The following is an 18,031-nucleotide window of genomic DNA, read 5'->3' on the forward strand; positions in this document are numbered from 1 at the left end:
CTGCGATTACCATCCGTCGCAACAGATCGCGTCGGAGAAATCCAACAACAGTTCTAACGGTAACCACCAGCTCGCATGGCGAATGCCGGCGACAGTTCATACCCTCCACTTGTGTCGGAGGCGACGGTACGCGGGAAGGGTGCGCGTTCCGTAGCGCCGGATCGCGCACCTACCTGTCCCGTCGGGGTCACCCGTCGTGGACGGTGACGCCGTCCACGAACGTCATGCGCACCCCGGTGGTCCAGATGTCGCGCTCCGGCAGTGTGAACGGGTCGCGGTCCAGGACGACGAGGTCAGCCGGGCGGCCCGGCTCGATCACCCCGGCGGGGGAGCGGTTGACCCAGGCCGAGCCGGCCGTGTACGCCGTCAGCGCGGTCGCCAGGTCAAGGCGCTGGCCGGGCAGGAACGGCGTCTGCGCCGTGGGATAGCCGGCGTGCACCGAGCTGCCGGGTTCCGTACGGTTGACGGCCACGTGCATGCCCTGCAGCGGGTCGGCGCTCGACACCGGCCAGTCGCTGCCCGCGCAGAACCGCGTCCCATGGGAGAGCAGTTCGGCGAAGGGGTACTGCCACGAGGAGCGGGGCTCGCCCAGGAACGGCAGGGTCAGCTCGTCCATCTGCGCGTGATGGGTCGCCCAGAGCGGCTGCAGGTTGGCCGTCACGCCGAGCGCGGCGAAGCGGGGCACGTCCGACGGCTCGATGATCTGCAGATGCGCGATGTGGTGCCGGTTGGCGGGCGAGGTGCCCTCGAAACTGTCCAGCGCCTCGCGTACGGCCCGTTCGCCGATCGCGTGGACGTGCGCCTGGAAGCCGAGGCGGTCCAGCTCGGCCACGTACGTCCTGAGCTTGGCCGGGTCGACGTAGGACAGGCCCGTGCCGCCGCACAGGCAGTAGGGCTCCAGCGTCGCGGCGGTGAAGTTCTCGGTGATGCCGTCCTGCATGATCTTCACCGAGGTCGCGCGGAACCGGTCCAGCCCCTGCGCCGAGGCGCGCCGCGCGATCAGGTCGTCGATCTGGTCGAGGCCACGGGTACGGTCCCACCACAGCGCGCCCACCACGCGGGCCCGCAGCCTGCCGGAGCCGGCCGCCGACAGGTAGGTGGGAAGCTGGTCCACCGAGCCCGCGTAGGAGCCGACGATGGCGTCCTGCCAGCCGGTGATGCCGAGCGAGAACAGGTATCGCTCCGCCTCCTCCAGCGCCAGGTCCAGGTCGCGAGAGGAGGGACGGGGGGTGAGGAGGCCGACGAGGTCCATCGCGCCCTCGTGCAGGACGCCGCTGGGGGTGCCGTCGGCGTCGCGTTCGATGCGGCCGTCGGCGGGGTCGGGGGTGTCGGCGGTGACGCCGGCCAGCTCCAGGGCGCGGGCGTTGACCCAGGCGGCATGATGGTCGCGCTGGATGAGGTAGACGGGCCGGTCGGCGAAGGCGAGCTGGTCGCGGTGCGGCAGCCCACCCGGGAAGGGCGACATGTCCCACCCGCCGCCATCAATCCACTCTTTTTCAGGATTTTTCGCCGCATAGTCGGCGATCTTCGTCAGATAGGCATCGAGTCCGTAAATTTCGGATAGATCGCACTTGGCGCGCTCCAGGCCCGCCTGCACCGGATGCACATGCGCATCGGTGAACCCGGGCACCAGCAGACCCCCGTCCAGGTCCACGGTCTCGTGCCCCGGCGCCAGCCGTACCAGGTCCCGCTCGTCGCCCACGGCGGCGATCACGCCGTCACGGACCAGCACGGCCTCGGCGAAGCCGGTCTTCGCGGTGAAGACCCGTCCCCCTCGAAAGAGCATGTTCATCCTGCTCCCAATCTTGTCAGTGACCGGTGATCAGATCGGCCATGCGGGCCAGCACGGACGTACCCGGCATCGACCGCTCCCGATGGTCCGCCACCCGGTACAACCGGTACATCGCGTGCACCCCCAGCCAGCGCAGCGGCTCCGGCTCCCAGGCCCGCACCCGGCGGCCCACCCACGGCAGCTCCGTCAGCGCCGTACGCTCGCCCAGGACGAGGTCCCGCATCGTCCGGCCGGCCAGGTTGGCCGTCGTCACCCCGTGCCCGGTGTAGCCGCCCGCCCAGCCCAGGCCGGTGGCCGGGTCGACGTGCACGGTCGAGCACCAGTCGCGCGGCACCCCCAGGACTCCCGACCACGCGTGCGCCACTGACGAGGACGCCGCGGCGGGGAAGAAGTCGATCAGCAGCCGCCAGAGCGCCTCGACCGTCTGCTCGTGCGTGTGCCCCCTGGCGTCCACCCGCGAGCCGTACAGGTACGGCCGGCCGCGCCCGCCGAAGGCGATGCGGTCGTCGGCGGTCCGTTGCGCGTACATGTAGTAGTGGGCCATGTCCCCGAGCAGCTCGGACCCCGCCCAGCCGACCGTCTCCCAGAACGAGGCGGGCAGCGGCTCGGTGACGATCAGCGAGCTGTTCATCGGCAGCCACTGCCGCCGCAGCCCCTTCAGCCGCGAGGTGAATCCCTCGGTCGCGCGGAGCACGTGGCGCGCCCGGACCGTCCCGAACGGCGTCACGGCCAGCCCCGGGGCGATCTCCGTGACGGGCGTCCGCTCGTAGACGGTCACTCCGAGCTCCCGTACGGCCCGCGCCAGCCCTCGTACCAGCTTGGCGGGCTGCACCCGCGCGCAGTGCGGACTCCAGGAGGCGGCCACCGCCCCCGCCACCCGCAGGCGTTCGGCGGGATCGACCAGCCGCAGGTCCGCCTCCTCGATGCCCCAGGCGCGGGCGGCCGACACCGAGGCCCGCAGCCGGGCCGCCTGGGAGGCGGTGCGGGCCACGTTGACCACGCCGCCCTTGACGACGTCGGCGTCGATGCCCTCCTTCTCGCAGACCTGGATCACCTCGTCGATCGAGGCGTACATCTCGCGCTGCAGCCGCCGCGCCCCCTCCACCCCGTGCGTCCTGGCGTAGCGCTGATGCGAGCCGGCCAGGTCGCCGGTCAGCCAGCCGCCGTTGCGCCCCGAGGCCCCGAACCCGGCGAAGTCCTTCTCCAGCACTACGACGTTCAGCGACGGCTGGGCCTGCTTGAGGTAGTACGCGGTCCACAGCCCCGTGTAGCCCGCGCCGACGATCGCCACGTCCGCCTGAAGGTCGCCGTCGAGTCGCGGACCAGGGGCCGGTACGCCGGAGGAGCGGTACCAGAAGGATACGTCGCCGTTCACGAATCCGGACGACAGGGAGACATGCGCGTTCATGGCCCGTATCCTCCTATACGCCGCATCTCGCTATGAAACTCGCATTCGAAACACGGCGTTAGCGGCCAGGTAACACCTCCCCGGCATCCTCTTCCTATGGGATTCTTGCGCATTCGCACGACGGTGGACGAGCGTCCGGGACGACTGGCCTCCCTGGCCGCGGCCCTGGCGGACAGGGGCGGCAACATCCTCGGCCTGAGCGTCCAGTCGGACGCGGACGGCACCGTCGACGAGTTCGTCGCCGACATCCCCGCCGCGCCCGAGGCCGTGCGCGCGGCTCTGGAGGCGGCCGGTGGCCGCCGCGTCCAGGTGGTCCCGGCGACGGCGCACGAGCTGACCGACGAGCCCACCCGCGCGCTGCTGCTGGCCTCCCGGCTGCGGTCGATGCCGTGGCGGCTGCCGGAGTTCCTGGCCGAGTTGCTGCGCGCCGACGATGCCAGGTGGATCTATGGTGAAGCGGTGAGTGATCTTCCCGACCCGACCCTGCTCGTGGTGCCCGTCGCACCCAGGCGTGCCGTCCGGCTGCGCCGCGCCGAGCTGCCCTTCACCCTGACCGAGGCGGCTCGGGCCGCCTCCTTCGTCCGGCTCGCGCAGCCGCCGGTCGAGCAGGGCGCCGCCGAGCCCACGGTCAAGCTGGCCGACGGCGAGGAGGTCACGGTCCGGCCACTCACCTCGATCTACCGCGAGGCCGTCCGCGACCTGCACGACCGGTGCTCGCCCGAGGCACGCAGGTTCCGCTACTTCACCTCGATGCCCGAGCTGCCGCCGCGGATGTTCGACCGGCTGTGCGACCGCAGCCGCGGCCGCTCGATCGTCGCCGGGCACGATGGCCAAGTCGTGGCCATGGCCAGTCTTATGTTCACGCCCGACCCCGGTATCGCCGAGATGGCCTTCCTGGTCGAGGACCGCTGGCAGGGGCGCGGCCTTGGCACGGAGCTGGCCAGGAGCCTGGTGCGTGAGGCGCGCGATCTCGGCTACGCCGAGGTCAGGGCCACGATGCTGTCCGACAACGTACGGATGCGGCGGCTGCTGCTGTCGCTGGGCGCCACGCTCGGCTACACCGAGGACCCGGGCGTGATCGAGGCCAGGCTGCCGGTCGGCGCGATGGCGTCGGCCTGAGGCGCTCTCGTCGCGTCAGCCTGACGCGCTCTCACCCCGTCCATCGTCCCGCTCGTCCTCGTCCGGCCCGGAGCCCCCTTCTGCCGGTTTCGGGGCGGAGTCCCTTTCCATCGGGTCCGGCCCGGAGCCCGGTTCTGCCGGTTTCGGGTCGGACACCGGCTGCTGGATGCCCAGGTGGCGCTCGATGCGTTCGAGGCTCTCCTGGATCTGCGTGAGCCGCTCGCCGAGCGCCATACCGCCGGCGAAGAACATCTCGGCCGGCCGGTCCTTCGTCGCCTGCCCGAGCCGCATGAGCACGCGGTGCCGCAGCTCGCCCAGCTCCACACCGGCGTCCACGATCGCCTGGGCGGCCAGCCCCTCACCCTCCCTGATCACCCCGAGCAGGATGTGCTCGGTGCCGATGTAGTTGTGGCGCAACTGCAGCGCCTCGCGCAGCGAGAGCTCCAGGACCTTCTTGGCGCGCGGGGTGAACGGGATGTGCCCGCTCGGCGCCTCGTCGCCCTGGCCAGCCTCGCGCGTGACGAAGGCGCGCACGCTCCCCAGCTCGATGCCGAAACTGTCGAGTGTCAGGCCCGCCACGCCCTCGCCCTCGTGGATGAGGCCGAGCAGGATGTGTTCCGTACCGATGTGGGCGTGGTTCAGCGTCCGCGCCTCCTCCTGGGCGAGGACGACGACCCGGCGGGCACGGTCAGTGAAGCGCTCGAACACCGAAGGCCTCCGTTCGAGTGGCGTGTCTCCACTATGCGCTACAAACCAGCGGATGTGGGGTAATTGACAGGTGTGGATCTTGACGAGGTGGCCGGTCGCCTGTACGGGCTCCCGCCGTCCGAGTTCACCGCCGCGCGCGACGCCGAGGCCCGCGCCGCCAAGGACGCGGGCGAGGTACGGCTGGCCCGCGACATCGCCGGGCTGCGCAAACCCACGGTCTCCGCGTCGGCGGTGAACCGGCTGGCCCGCGAGCACCCGGACGACCTCGGCGAACTGCTGGCGCTCGGGCAGGAGCTGCGCGAGGCGTGGGAGAGGCACGACGCCGAGGCGCTGGCGGAGCTGACCCGGCGGCGCGGCGAGCTGGCGGGACGGCTGTCCCGGCTGGTGAGGCGGGAGGCCGGGCTGTCGGCCGCCGCGGCGAGCGAGGCCGAGCAGACGCTCGACGCCGCCGTCGTGGACGCGGGCGCCGCCGAGGAGGTACGGCGCGGCCGTCTGGCCAAGCCGCTCAGCTACAGCGGCTTCGCCCCAGCCCCAGCACCAGCCCCGGCGCCGCGCGGCAAGCCCGTCAAGAAGCCGACGGACTCGACAACCTCCGCCGACTCGGCCTCGGCGGCGAAGGGCGCGGAAGCGAAGGGCGCGGCGGCCAAGAGTGCGGAGGCCAAGCGCGCGGAGGCCAAGGAGCGAGAAGAGGCGGAGGCGAAGAGGCGGGCGGAGGCCGAAGCCAGGAAGGCCGCCGAACGACAGGAGGCGCTGGACGCCCACCGGGAGTGGGTCGCCGCCCTGGAGCAGGCCGTACAGGAGCACGACGAGCGCGCCGAGCGGGTCGCCGGGCTGGAGCGGAAGCTGGCCAAGGCCCGCAAGCGGCTCGCCGAGAGCGCGCAGCGGCTGGAGGTCGCCAAGCGGGAGGAGCGGCACGCTCGGCACCGCGTGGATCGGTAGGTTAAGGTGTACGAAACGGTTTCGTACACCTGGAGTGGCGATGAGAACCTGGACCCCGGCCGACATGCCCGATCTGAGCGGCAAGACGGCCATCGTGACCGGCGCCAACAGCGGCATCGGCCTGCCCACCGCGCTCGAACTCGCCAGGCACGGCGCCCGCGTCGTCGTCGCCACCCGCTCGGCGACGAAGGGCGGCGCGGCCGTCGAGGAGATCCGCCGGGCCGTCCCCGGCGCCCAGGTCGAGCACGGCACGCTGGACCTGGCCGACCTCGCCTCGGTCAGGAGCTTCGCGGCCGGCGTCGATCGGGTGGACCTGCTGGTCAACAACGCGGGCGTCGGCATGATCCCGCGCCAGCTGACCCGTGACGGCTTCGAGATGCAGTTCGGCACCAACCACCTGGGCCACTTCGCGCTCACCGGACTGCTGCTGCCCCTGCTGCTGGCCCGGCCCGGCGCACGGGTGGTCAACGTCTCCAGCGACGCGCACAAGATGGGCACGCTGGACCTTGACGACCTGGGCCTGGAGCGCGGTTACAAGAAGATGAGCTCGTACGGCCGCTCCAAGCTGGCCAACCTGCTCTTCACCCTGGAGCTCCAACGACGCGCTCAGCGGGCCCAGGTGGACCTCGTCAGCGCCGCCACCCATCCTGGTGCCACCGCCACCAACTTCTTCAGTGTGGGGCCGCTACAGCCCCTCATGGGGGTGTTCCTGAAGAGCGCGGCGGCTGGTGCGGTGTCCTCCCTCTACGCGGCCACCTCGCCGGAGATCCACGGCGGGGAGTTCGTCGGTCCCAAGACCCAGCTGCTCACGCCGTCGGAGGCGGCCCGTTCCGAGCAGCTCGCCGCCGACCTGTGGGAGGTCTCCACGCGGCTGACCGGCGTACGATTCGAGGAGATCGCCTACAGCTGAGGGACGTGCACGTGCCACCACTCGACCCCGAGCGGGAGCGGGCCATCCTCGACGCGACGCTGGAGTTGCTGTCCGAGATGGGCTACGACCGTATGTCGGTCGACCAGATCGCCAAGCGGGCCAAGGCCAGCAAGGCGACCATCTACCGCCGGTGGGCGGGCAAGCCGGAGCTGGTGGTCGACGTCATCTGCCGCCGGTTCGACATGGACACGCCGGCCGCCGAGGACACCGGTTCGCTGCGCGGCGACCTCGCCTCGGTGCTCGGCGGCCTGTGCGGCGCGGTCGAGCGCAAGCACGGGCTCATCATGGGGCTGTCCTCGACGCTGGTCTCGCACCAGGAGCTGGCCAGGACGCTGCGCGAGCACATGCCGGCCAAGGACCTCGGCGGGGTCGAGGCGCTGCTGGAGCGGGCCAGGAAGCGCGGCGACCTGCCGGGGCCCGTGGACCCCGGCCGCCTGTTCGGAGTGGCGGAGGCGCTGGTCTGGCACCGCATGATCTTCCTCGGGCCGCTGTTCGACGAGTCCTTCGTCGCGGAATCGGTGGACGAGGTCCTGTTGCCGCTGGTACGGGCCTGGGCGCAGTAAACCTGACATTCTTGTGTGAAATTTCGCCTTAAAGCATGGCTTGGGGCGAAATCTCGGCCTTATGGTCGTCGCCATGACGACCCCCATGGACGCCTTCATCGACGCGCTCCCCAAGGTGGAGCTGCATGTGCACCTGGTCGGCTCCGCCTCCGTGCCCACCGTGCTGGAGCTGGCCCGCCGCCACCCCGGCGGCCCGGTTCCCACCACGGAGGAGGAGCTGCGCGCTTTCTACGCCTTCCGCGACTTCCCCCACTTCGCGCAGGTGTACCAGGCCGTCAACGCGCTGGTCCGGGAGCCGGAGGACATCGCGGCCCTCGTGCTCGGCCTGGCCCGCGACCTGGCCTCCCAGGGCGCTCGTTACGCTGAGCTGCAGGTCACGCCGTACGCCCACAGCATCGTCGGGATGCCCATGCGCGAGATCACCGAGGCGCTGGACCTGGCCGCCCGCCGGTCGGAGAGCGACCACGGGGTGGAGATGGCCTACATCTTCGACATCCCGGGGGAGTTCGGCGAGGAGGCGGCCAAGATCACGGTCATGCACGCCTTGGAAGAACCTCCCGCCGCTTTGGTAGGTTTCGGCCTGGGCGGGATCGAGCAGAGCCGCGCACAATACCGCGACGCCTACCGCGACGCGTTCGCGGCGGCGCGGGCGGCGGGCCTGCACAGCGTGCCGCACGGCGGCGAGATGACCGGTCCCGAGACCATGTGGGAGGTCATCGAGGGGCTGGGCGCCGAGCGCATCGGGCACGGCATCTCCTGCCTGGAGGACCCGCGCCTGGTGGCTCACCTGCGCGAGACGCAGCTGCCGCTGGACGTCTGCCCGACCTCCAACCTCCGTACGGGACAGGTGGCCCGCATCGAGGAGCACCCGCTGCCCAGGCTGCTGGAGGAAGGGCTGTTCGTCACGCTGAACAGCGACGACCCGCCCATGTTCGCCACCACCCTGACCGGTGAGTATCGCGTCGCCGCGCACGTATTCGGCCTCGGCGAGCCGGAGCTGGCCCAGCTCGCCCGCAACGGCGTGCACGCGTCCTTCCTGGCGCCGGAGCGCAAGCAGGCCCTGCTGGCCGAGATCGACGCGCTCACCGACTGAGGGCGCCACGAGGCGCAAGCAGATGCGCTGGGAACGCCCAGGGGGACGCGTAGGGGGACTCAGGGAGAGGCGATGCGGCCCAACCCCGGCGGGAGCTTGGCGGCGGCGGTCCGGTCGAGCAGGAACAGCGTCCGCACCCGCCCCCTGGCCCCGGCCGCGGGAACCTGCACGGGCCCGGAGTCGGACAGCGCCAGGCGTACGGCACCTGACTTCTCCTCGCCCGCCGCCACCACCCACACCTCACGCGAGGCCTGGATGGTCGGCAGCGTCAAGGAGATGCGGGTGGGCGGCGGCTTAGGGGCGCCGTGCACGGCCACGACCGGCCGCGTGTCGTACAGGGCGGGCATCCCGGGGAACAGCGACGCCACGTGCGCGTCGGGCCCGATGCCGAGCAGCATCACGTCGAAGCCGGGCACCGGTCCGTGGTCCTCCGGCCGGGCCGCCTTGCGCAGCTCGGCCGCGTAGGCCTCGGCCGACTCCTCCGCCGACATCCCCGAGTCGGGCCCGGCCATGACGTGCACCCGTTCGGGATCGAGGTCGACGTGGTCGAGCAGGGCCTTGCGAGCGCCCGTCTCGTTGCGCTCGGGGTCGCCGGTCGGCAGGAAGCGCTCATCGCCCCACCAGATGTCGAGGTGGTGCCAGTCGACCGCGTCGCGCGCCGGCGTGGCGGCGATCGCGGCCAGGGTCGCGTGGCCGACCGTGCCGCCGGTCAGGACCAGCGACGCCGACCCCTTGGCCGACTGCACGTCGACCAGCCGGGTGATGATCCGCGCCGCCACGGCCTTGGCGAGGACGTCGCCGTCACGATGGACGACCACATTGGGAACGCTCACGTACTCACTCTTTCACGATCGGTGCCCACCGGCCGTGCGCGCCCTCTCGCAAAAGACAGGGCCCGCCACGACCGGTGGGAGGAGGCGTCAGGACTTGTACGAGCGGGCCAGCCGCTTGACCGCCGCCCCGTAGATCTCGTCGGAGTCGAGCCGCCGCAGCTCCTCCGACAGCAGCTCGGCGGTCTGCCGCCGGGACAGGGCCACGTTCCGGTCCGGCTGGCCGGGCCGCGACAGCGTCGCCAGCCGGGCGTCGCTCCTGCACACCGCCAGCACCCCGTCGGCCGTCGTGAGCCGGACGGCGGTCAGGCCGGGCCCGTTGGAGTCGGCCACCTTGACCGGCGCGCCGAGACGTTCGGTCAGCCACGCGGCCAGCAGCGGCGCGCTGGGGTTGCCCGGGGACGCCTCCACGGTGCCCTTGCGCACCTTGCCCGTGGGCTGGTCGAAGGCCGCCGCCAGCAGGCTGCGCCACGGCGTCAGCCGGGCCCAGGACAGGTCCGTGTCACCGGGTGCGTAGCCCTTGGCCCTGGTAACCAGCGACTCGACCCCGCCGTCGCGCGAGCCCCTGGCGTCGGAGATGCGCCGCTGGGCGAGCATCCCGACCGGGTCCTTGGACATCACCTCGGGCGCCAGCCCCGGCCACCAGGCCACGACCGGCGTGTCGGGCAGCAGCAGCGGGCTGACCACCGAGTCGGCGTGCTCGGTCAGCTCGCCGTAGAGCCGCAGCACGACCACCTCGCCCGGCGTGGACTCGCCGATGCGCAGCTCCGCGTCGAGCCGGTTGGCCTCGTCGGGCTCGCGGTTGATCACCACGATGATGCGCGAGGGGTGCTCGCGCGCCGCCTCGCTGGCCGCGCGCAGCGAGTCGTACTGGTCGCGCTCCTCGCAGACCACGATCAGCGTCAGCACCATCCCGACCGCGGGCGCGCCCATCTGGTGGCGCAGCTGCGTCAGCTGCGCGGAGATCTTCCCCGCCGTCGTGTCGGTGAGCATGAAGGTGGTCATCAGAGTCTCCTCCATACGCGGCCGTCGCCCATCATCGCGTCGGCCGACGGCGGCCCCCACGAACCGGACGGGTAGCCCTCGGGCTGGCCCTGGGTGGCCCAGAACTCCTCGATCGGGTCGAGGATCTTCCACGACAGCTCGACCTCCCGCTGGTGCGGGAAGAGCGGCGGGTCGCCGATCATCACGTCGAGCAGCAGCCGCTCGTATGCCTCGGGGGACGACTCCAGGAACGACTCCCCGTAGGCGAAGTCCATCGAGACGTCACGCACCTCCATGGCCGTGCCCGGCACCTTGGAGCCGAACCGCACGGTGATGCCCTCGTCCGGCTGCACCCTGATGACCAGCGCGTTCTGGCCGAGGATCTCGGTGTCGTCCTTGCTGAAGGGCAGGTGCGGCGCCCGCTGGAACACCACGGCCACCTCGGTGACCCGGCGGCCGAGGCGCTTGCCGGTGCGCAGGTAGAACGGCACGCCCGCCCAGCGCCGGTTGGCGATCTCCAGCTTGATGGCCGCGTAGGTCTCGGTCGTGGAGTCGGCGGAGATGCCATCTTCCTGGAGGTAGCCGACGACCTTCTCGCCGCCCTGCCAGCCCGCGTCGTACTGCCCGCGCGCGGTGTTGAGCCTCAGGTCGGACGGAAGCCGCACGGCCTTGAGCACCTTCTCCTTCTCCCGCCGCAGCGCGGAGGCGTCGAAGGACGTCGGGTCCTCCATCGCCACCAGGGCGAGCAGCTGGAGCAGGTGGTTCTGGATCACGTCGCGGGCCGCGCCGATGCCGTCGTAGTAGCCGGCCCGGCCGCCGATGCCGATGTCCTCGGCCATGGTGATCTGCACGTGGTCGACGAAGCTACGGTTCCAGATGGGCTCGTAGAGGTTGTTGGCGAACCTCAGGGCCAGGATGTTCTGGACGGTCTCCTTGCCCAGGTAGTGGTCGATCCTGAAGATCGAGCTCTCCGGGAAGGCCGAGGTGGTGATCTCGTTCAGCTCGTGCGCCGACTTCAGGTCGTGCCCGAACGGCTTCTCGATCACCACGCGCCGCCAGGATCCGGGAGGCGCCTGGGACACGCCGGTCCGCTTGAGCTGCTCCACCACGACGGGGAAGAACTTCGGCGGCACGGAGAGATAGAACGCATAGTTGCCGCCGGTGCCCCGGGTCTCGTCGATCTCCTTCAAGGCCATCGCCAGCGCGTCGAACGCGCCGTCGTCGGAGAACTCGCCCGGCACGAAGTGGATGCCCTCGCGCAGCTGCTTCCAGACCTCCTCACGGAAGGGCGTCCTGGCGTGCGCCTTGACGGCGTCATGCGTCACCTGGGCGAAGTCCTGGTCCTTCCAGTCACGCCTGGCGAACCCGACCAGCGAGAAACCGGGCGGCAGCAGCCCTCGGTTGCCCAGGTCGTAGATCGCCGGCAGCAACTTGCGCTTGGCCAGGTCACCCGTCACGCCGAACAGCACCAGCACACACGGTCCGGCCACCCGGGGCAGCCGCTTGTCGCGCGGATCGCGCAGCGGGTTGGCGGCCGCCACTTCCAAGGTGGTGGAGGTGGCCGCGGCCGAGGTGGCTACCGTCGCCGCGATCGTCTCCTCAAAGTCGAGCGCCTCGTCCGAGGGTGTTTCCGGGTCTTTCATGTCAAGCCTCCTGTGCGGCTGCGAGCAGGTGCGCGACTCCGGCCGCGCGATCGGTCAGATGCAGGCGTACGACCGGCCGGCCGCGCCGCAGCAGTGCCCCGAGATCGCCGAGGGCCTGCGCGAGCTCGAGCCCGCCCAGCGTGTACGGCCTGCCGGGCACCGGCACGTCGTCGGCCACGGCACCGGTGATCTGCAGGAACACCCCGTTCTGCGGGCCGCCCTTGTGATACTGGCCGGTGGAGTGCAGGAACCGCGGCCCCCACCCGAAGGTGACCGGCCGGTCGGTGCGCAGGGCCAGCAGCGCCCGCAGCGTGGCCGGGTCGGCCGCCATCCACGCGTCGGTCATCTGCTCGAAGTCCGCGCCGTCCGGCACGAACACATCGAAGGCCGACAGCCGGTCCAGATACGCCATCACGGCCAGGTAGCCGTCTTCGGGCACCGCTTCGAGCAGCTCGGTCAGCACGCCCGGCAGATCCCTGGCCTTGGTGGCGCCGTACACCTCCACGGGCCCGTCGATGAAGGCCGGCTCGCCCAGCGGCAGCGCCTCCATGTCGAGCAGCGCGGCCGTGTTGTCCTTGGACTCGGCGACGTTCGGCTGGTCGAACGGGTCGATCCCCAGCAGCAGCCCGGCCACGGCCGTGGCGTACTCCCAGATGAGGAACTGCGCGCCGAGCGGCCCGTCGACGCGCACGTCGCCGTCGTCGGAGTCGATCCCGACGACCAGCTCGTCACGGGCGCCGTTCGGCTCGGCGCCGGCGACCGGCAGGATGCCCAGGCCGTTCTTGCCCGTGGACTCGGCGACGAGCTGCTCGATCCAGTCCGACAGCCCGCTGATCGCCGACAGCCGGTCGTCGACGATCAGCTTGTCGCGTCCGGCCAGCGCCGCCCCGCCGAGCGCCACGCCCAGGCCGAGCCCGGGGTTGCCGGCGTCGAGCGAGAGCAGCGGCAGCACCTCGTCGGCGTCGTCGAGCAGCCGTTCGACGTCGGCCCCGGCCAGCGCGCTGGGCACCAGGCCGAAGGCCGACAGCGCCGAGTAGCGGCCGCCCACGTCGGGCACGGCCGGGACCAGGCGGTAGCCGGCGTCCACGGCTGCCTGCTCCAGCGGCGAGCCCGGGTCGGTGACGACCACGATGCGGTCGGCCGGTTCGATGCCCGCCTGGCGGAAGAGCTCCTCGTAGACGCGCAGATGACTGTCGGTCTCGACCGTCGAGCCGCTCTTGCTGGCCACGACCACGATCGTGGCCTCCAGCGGCTCGGCCAGCGCCCGGCGCACCTGACTGGGGTCGGTGGTGTCCAGGACCGTCAGCGGCACGTCGGCGCTCGCGCAGATCACCTCGGCTGCCAGCGACGAGCCGCCCATCCCGGCCAGCACCACGTTGGTCAGGTGCTCGGCGCGCGCCCGCTCGGCCAGCTTGCCGAGCTCGGGCAGCAGCTCGCGCGAGGTGCGGGGCAGGGTCAGCCAGCCCAGCCGGACGGCTGCCCCCGCCTCCGCGTCGCTGCCCCACAGCGTGGGATCGCCGGCGGCGAGCCGCGCGGGCACGCCGTCGGCGACGAGCCGCCCCGCGGCGGAGGAGGCGGCGTTGGCCACCCCCTCCTCGCGGTACGAGACGGTCATCAGCGGGCCAGGTTCTTGCTGACGCTCTCGAGGAGTTCGTTCCAGGACGCCTCGAACTTCTCGACGCCCTCGTCCTCCAGCACGTTGACGACGTCGTCGTAGTCGACGCCGGCCTCCTTGAGCGCCGCCATGGTGTTCCACGCGTCCTCGTAGAAGGGGCGCACGGTGTCACCGGTGATGTTGGCGCCGGCGGCGGTCGCGTCGACCGTCTTCTCCGGCATCGTGTTGACGGTGCCGGGGGCGACGAGCTGGTCGACGTACAGCGTGGGCGAGTAGTCGGGGTTCTTGACGCCGGTCGAGGCCCACAGCGGGCGCTGCGGACGGGCACCGGCGGCGCGCAGCCGCTGCCAGCGCTCGGAGTTCATCACTTCCTCGAACGCCGCGTAGGCCAGGCGCGCGTTGGCCACGCCCGCCTTGCCCTTGAGCTCCGGCCGGCCGAGCTGGTCGAGCCGCTTGTCGATCTCGGTGTCGACCCGGCTGACGAAGAACGACGCCACCGACTCGATCGTGCCCAGGTTGAGGCCCTTGGCCTGCGCGGCCTCCAGACCGGCCAGCCAGGCGTCCATGACCGCGCGGTAACGCTCCAGCGAGAAGATCAGCGTGACGTTGACGCTGATGCCCTCGGAGAGCGCCTGCGTGATCGCGGGCAGTCCCTCGACGGTCGCCGGGATCTTGATGAACAGGTTGGGCCGGTCCACCAGCCACCACAGCGCCCGCGCTTCGGCCACGGTCTTGTCGCTGTCGCGGGCCAGCCGCGGGTCCACCTCCAGGGACACGCGGCCGTCGACGCCGGCGGTGGCGTCGTAGACCGGGCGCAGCACGTCGGCGGCCCAGCGGATGTCGTAGGCGGTGATGGCGCGTACGGCCTCGCCGAGGTCGACCCCGCGCACGGCCAGGTCGTGCAGCTGGGTGTCGTAGGCGTCGCCCTTGCTGAGCGCGCCGGCGAAGATGGTCGGGTTGGAAGTGACGCCGACCACGTTCTTCTCGCGGATCAGCTGTTCCAGGTTGCCCGTGCGCAGGCGCTCACGGCTGATGTCGTCCAGCCAGATGGACACGCCCTGGGCGGACAGCTTCTTGAGGTTCTCGCTCATTTCGTTCAGTTTCCCGTCGTCTCGCCTTTGTCGTGGCCCAGCTTGGCGAGGCTCGCCTTGGCCGCGGCGGCCACGCGCTCCGCCGTCAGCCCGAATTGCTCGTACAGCGTCTTATACGGCGCCGACGCGCCGAAGTGTTCAAGGCTGACGACCTCGCCCCTCTCGCCGACGAACTCGCGCCAGCCCAGAGCGATGCCCGCCTCGACCGCGACCCGGGCCTTGATCGCTGACGGCAGAACAGTCTGCCGATACGCAATGTCCTGCCCTTGGAACCACTCCACACACGGCATCGACACGACCCGCGTCGGGATGCCTTCGGCTTCGAGGAGTTCGCGGCCGTTGACGGCCAGCTCCAGCTCGCTGCCCGTGGCGATGAGGATCACCTGGGGCTGCCCGCCGGAGGCCTCGTGCAGGACGTAGCCGCCCTTGGCCACGCCCTCGGCGCTGGTGCCCTCGAAGATCGGCAGGTTCTGCCGGGTCAGGGCCAGCGCGGCGGGCCGGTCGTCGTGCTCGAGCACGGCCTGCCAGGCGTACGCCGTCTCGTTGGCGTCGCCGGGGCGCACCACGTCGAGGCCGGGGATCGCGCGCAGCGCCCACAGGTGCTCGACCGGCTGGTGGGTCGGGCCGTCCTCGCCCAGTCCGATGGAGTCGTGCGTCCACACGTAGGTGACCGGCAGCTTCATCAGCGCCGCCAGGCGCACGGAGGGGCGCATGTAGTCGGAGAAGACCAGGAACGTGCCGCCGTAGGGCCGGGTGCCGCCGTGCAGGGCGATGCCGTTGAGAATCGCGCCCATGCCGTGCTCGCGGATGCCGAAGTGCAGCGTGCGGCCGTAGCGGTTACCGGGGAACTCCTTGGTCTGGTATTCCTCCGGGATGAAGGACGGCTCGCCCTTCATCGTGGTGTTGTTGGACTCGGCCAGGTCGGCCGAGCCGCCCCACAGCTCGGGCAGCACCGGCGCGAGCGCGTTGAGCACCTCGCCGGAGGCCTTGCGGGTGGCCATCGAGCCGCCCTTGTCGAAGGCGGGCAGCGCCTCGGTCCACCCGGCGGGCAGCTCGTGGCGGGAGATGCGGTCCAGCTCGGCGGCCCGCTCGGGGTTGGCCTCGCGCCAGGCGTCGTAGCCCTTCTGCCAGGCGGCGTGCGCCTCGTGGCCCCTGCGGGCCACCTGGCGCGCGTGCTCCAGCACCTCGGCGGGCACGTCGAAGCTCTTTTCCGGGTCCATCCCGAGAACCCGCTTGGTGGCGGCGACCTCGTCGGCGCCGAGGGCGGAGCCGTGGATCTTGCCGGTGTTCTGCTTGTTCGGGGCGGGCCAGCCGATGATCGTGCGCAGCCGGATGAACGTCGGCCTGTCTGTCTCGGCGCGGGCCTCCTCCAGCGCCGCGTGCAGCGCCTGGATGTCCTCGACGTACTCACCGGACTCGGTCCAGTCGACGCTGAGCGTGTGCCAGCCGTAGGCCTCGTAACGCTTGACCACGTCCTCGGACTTCGCGATCAGCGTGTCGTCCTCGATGGAGATGTGGTTGTCGTCATAGATGACGGTGAGGTTGCCCAGCTTCTGGTGGCCGGCGATCGAGCTGACCTCGTGGCTGATGCCCTCCTCGATGTCGCCGTCGCTGACCATGCACCAGATGTGGTGGTCGAAGGGCGAGGCGCCCGCCTCCGCGTCGGGGTCGAACAGACCGCGCTCACGGCGGGCCGCCAGCGCCATGCCGACGGCGTTGCCCAGGCCCTGGCCGAGCGGGCCCGTGGTGGTCTCAACACCGACCGTGTGCCCGTGCTCCGGGTGACCGGGGGTCAGGCTGTCCCACTGGCGCAACCCCTTCAGGTCGTCCAGGTCGAGTCCGTATCCGGACAGGAACAGCTGGATGTACAGGGTCAGGCTGGAGTGCCCGCACGACAGGACGAAGCGGTCACGCCCCAGCCACGTGGGGTCCGTGGGGTCGTGGCGCATCGCGTGCTGGAACAGCAGGTACGCGGCGGGAGCCAGGCTCATGGCGGTGCCCGGGTGACCCGAACCCGCCTTTTCGACTGCGTCCATGGCCAAGGCTCGAACGACGTCGACCGCTTGCTTGTCTAGGTCGGTCCATTCGAGGTCTGGCACGAGTTCGGTGCTCAAGTGCTCGGTCTCCGGAATCTAGTTGTCATTGGTGGTACCGGTTGGCATATCCCGCCACACCGGACCCTAACTGAGTGGAGTCGGCGAAAGATTCCCCTTCCACCCCCGTGCGTGTCCCCCCATTGGCCGGACCGGACGACCCTGCTACTACAGTTTGGTTGTTCTCGTTGTCATCACAGGGACGCCGTGGCGTCCGTCCATGAGATTCCGCTCCAATCAGAGGTTACGCGTTGACTCCGCACGTGCTGGAAGCGCCTTGACGGTGCTGACGAACAGGCAGACGACGGCCCCCGCTCCCGCGGCCGAGCCGCCGAGGACGATCGGCATGCTCGTCAAGGCCTACATCGCTCTGACCAAGCCGCGGATCATCGAGCTCCTGCTGATCACGACTCTCCCCGTGATGTTCCTCGCGGCCGGCGGGTTGCCGCCGCTGTGGACGTCGATATCGGTCATGGTGTTCGGCACCCTGTCCGCGGGCAGCGCCAACGCGCTCAACTGCTACGTGGACCGCGACATCGACCAGAAGATGCGCCGCACCAGGCGGCGTCCGCTGGCCAGGCACCAGGTCTCGCCGACCGGCGCGCTCGTCTTCGGCATCGTGCTCGGCCTGCTGTCCTTGTTCGGCCTCTGGCTGACCACCAACTGGCTGGCGGCGGCGCTCTCCACCGGAGCCATCCTGTTCTACGTGATCGTCTACTCGATGATCCTCAAGCGGCGCACCGCCCAGAACATCGTCTGGGGCGGCATCGCGGGCTGCATGCCGGTGCTGATCGGCTGGGCGGGCATCACCGGGCGGCTCGACTGGGCGCCGCTGGCGCTGTTCGGGGTGGTGTTCTTCTGGACGCCGCCGCACACCTGGACGCTGGCCATGCGCTACAAGGAGGACTACGCGGCGGCCAAGGTGCCGATGCTGCCCGTGGTGGCCACCGAGCGCCGGGTGATCCTGGAGTCGATCGCCTACACCTGGGCCACCGTGCTCTGCTCGCTGGCCCTGTGGCCGGTGGCGCACACCACGCTGTTCTACCCGATCGCGGCCGCCGCCCTGGGCGCCATGTGCCTGTGGGAGGTCCATCGCCTCCTGGCCCGCCTCAACTCCGGCAAGACCGGTGTCGACCTGCGCCCGATGCGCTTCTTCCACTGGTCCAACGCCTATCTGGCGCTGCTGTTCCTCGCCGTCGCCATCGATCCGCTGCTGAGCTGA

At 70.9% G+C, this 18,031-nt stretch carries 14 protein-coding genes and 1 pseudogene; 6 read left to right on the forward strand and 9 right to left on the reverse strand.

The window, feature by feature from the left end:
- Positions 1–187: 187 nt before the first annotated feature.
- Complete coding sequence (locus AB0J16_RS18250) at positions 188–1,792, reverse strand: amidohydrolase (protein WP_358540450.1); 1,605 nt, start codon at positions 1,790–1,792, stop codon at positions 188–190.
- A 16-nt stretch (positions 1,793–1,808) separates the two neighbouring features.
- Positions 1,809–3,200 (reverse strand): FAD-dependent oxidoreductase, encoded by a 1,392-nt coding sequence (locus AB0J16_RS18255; RefSeq protein ID WP_358540453.1) that lies wholly within the window; start codon positions 3,198–3,200, stop codon positions 1,809–1,811.
- Positions 3,201–3,296: 96 nt separating this feature from the next.
- On the opposite strand from AB0J16_RS18255, the gene AB0J16_RS18260 reads away from it, so the two are divergent.
- The gene (locus AB0J16_RS18260) at positions 3,297–4,319 is read left to right on the forward strand and encodes a GNAT family N-acetyltransferase (protein WP_358540456.1); all 1,023 of its coding nucleotides are present in this window, start codon (positions 3,297–3,299) and stop codon (positions 4,317–4,319) included.
- Positions 4,320–4,610: 291 nt separating this feature from the next.
- On the opposite strand, the pseudogene AB0J16_RS18265 reads toward AB0J16_RS18260, so the two are convergent.
- A pseudogene (locus AB0J16_RS18265) lies at positions 4,611–5,027 on the reverse strand (Clp protease N-terminal domain-containing protein); the annotation flags it as partial.
- Positions 5,028–5,099: 72 nt separating this feature from the next.
- Here AB0J16_RS18265 and AB0J16_RS18270 point away from each other — a divergent pair.
- The 4 genes from AB0J16_RS18270 to add all read left to right on the forward strand — a co-directional run bounded on the left by AB0J16_RS18270 (position 5,100) and on the right by add (position 8,553).
- Positions 5,100–5,966 carry a hypothetical protein gene (locus AB0J16_RS18270; RefSeq protein WP_358540459.1) on the forward strand — a complete coding sequence of 289 codons (867 nt, stop codon included), beginning with the start codon at positions 5,100–5,102 and terminating at the stop codon, positions 5,964–5,966.
- 40 nt (positions 5,967–6,006) lie between these two features.
- A complete protein-coding gene (locus tag AB0J16_RS18275; protein ID WP_358540462.1) occupies positions 6,007–6,876 on the forward strand; it encodes an oxidoreductase in 870 nt (289 codons plus the stop codon).
- Positions 6,877–6,887: 11 nt separating this feature from the next.
- Complete coding sequence (locus tag AB0J16_RS18280) at positions 6,888–7,460, forward strand: TetR/AcrR family transcriptional regulator (protein WP_358540466.1); 573 nt, start codon at positions 6,888–6,890, stop codon at positions 7,458–7,460.
- Between the two features lie 73 nt (positions 7,461–7,533).
- On the forward strand, positions 7,534–8,553 hold the full coding sequence (gene add, locus AB0J16_RS18285) for an adenosine deaminase (protein ID WP_358540469.1): 1,020 nt from the start codon (positions 7,534–7,536) through the stop codon (positions 8,551–8,553).
- Positions 8,554–8,612: 59 nt separating this feature from the next.
- Here add and pgl read toward each other — a convergent pair whose 3' ends face one another.
- From pgl to tkt, 6 genes are all read right to left on the reverse strand, one after another.
- Positions 8,613–9,386, reverse strand: a complete 774-nt coding sequence (pgl, locus tag AB0J16_RS18290) for a 6-phosphogluconolactonase (RefSeq protein WP_358540472.1) — start codon at positions 9,384–9,386, stop codon at positions 8,613–8,615.
- 87 nt (positions 9,387–9,473) lie between these two features.
- Positions 9,474–10,388: a glucose-6-phosphate dehydrogenase assembly protein OpcA gene (locus AB0J16_RS18295; protein WP_358540475.1), complete on the reverse strand. Its 915-nt coding sequence runs from the start codon at positions 10,386–10,388 to the stop codon at positions 9,474–9,476.
- Positions 10,388–12,010: a glucose-6-phosphate dehydrogenase gene (gene zwf / locus AB0J16_RS18300; protein ID WP_358540478.1), complete on the reverse strand. Its 1,623-nt coding sequence runs from the start codon at positions 12,008–12,010 to the stop codon at positions 10,388–10,390. Before zwf ends, AB0J16_RS18295 begins: the two co-directional genes overlap by 1 nt.
- A 1-nt stretch (position 12,011) precedes the next feature.
- Positions 12,012–13,625 (reverse strand): glucose-6-phosphate isomerase, encoded by a 1,614-nt coding sequence (locus tag AB0J16_RS18305; RefSeq protein WP_358540481.1) that lies wholly within the window; start codon positions 13,623–13,625, stop codon positions 12,012–12,014.
- Positions 13,625–14,716 carry a transaldolase gene (gene tal / locus AB0J16_RS18310; protein ID WP_358540484.1) on the reverse strand — a complete coding sequence of 364 codons (1,092 nt, stop codon included), beginning with the start codon at positions 14,714–14,716 and terminating at the stop codon, positions 13,625–13,627. The genes AB0J16_RS18305 and tal overlap by 1 nt, the downstream gene beginning before the upstream one ends.
- Positions 14,717–14,721: 5 nt before the next feature.
- Positions 14,722–16,752, reverse strand: coding sequence for a transketolase (gene tkt, locus AB0J16_RS18315; RefSeq protein WP_358540487.1), 2,031 nt, complete (start codon positions 16,750–16,752; stop codon positions 14,722–14,724).
- A 334-nt stretch (positions 16,753–17,086) separates the two neighbouring features.
- Here tkt and AB0J16_RS18320 point away from each other — a divergent pair, with 334 nt between their 5' ends.
- Complete coding sequence (locus AB0J16_RS18320) at positions 17,087–18,031, forward strand: heme o synthase (protein WP_358540489.1); 945 nt, start codon at positions 17,087–17,089, stop codon at positions 18,029–18,031.

The sequence above is a fragment of the Nonomuraea sp. NPDC049750 genome, from assembly GCF_040659625.1.
GTDB lineage: Bacteria > Actinomycetota > Actinomycetes > Streptosporangiales > Streptosporangiaceae > Nonomuraea.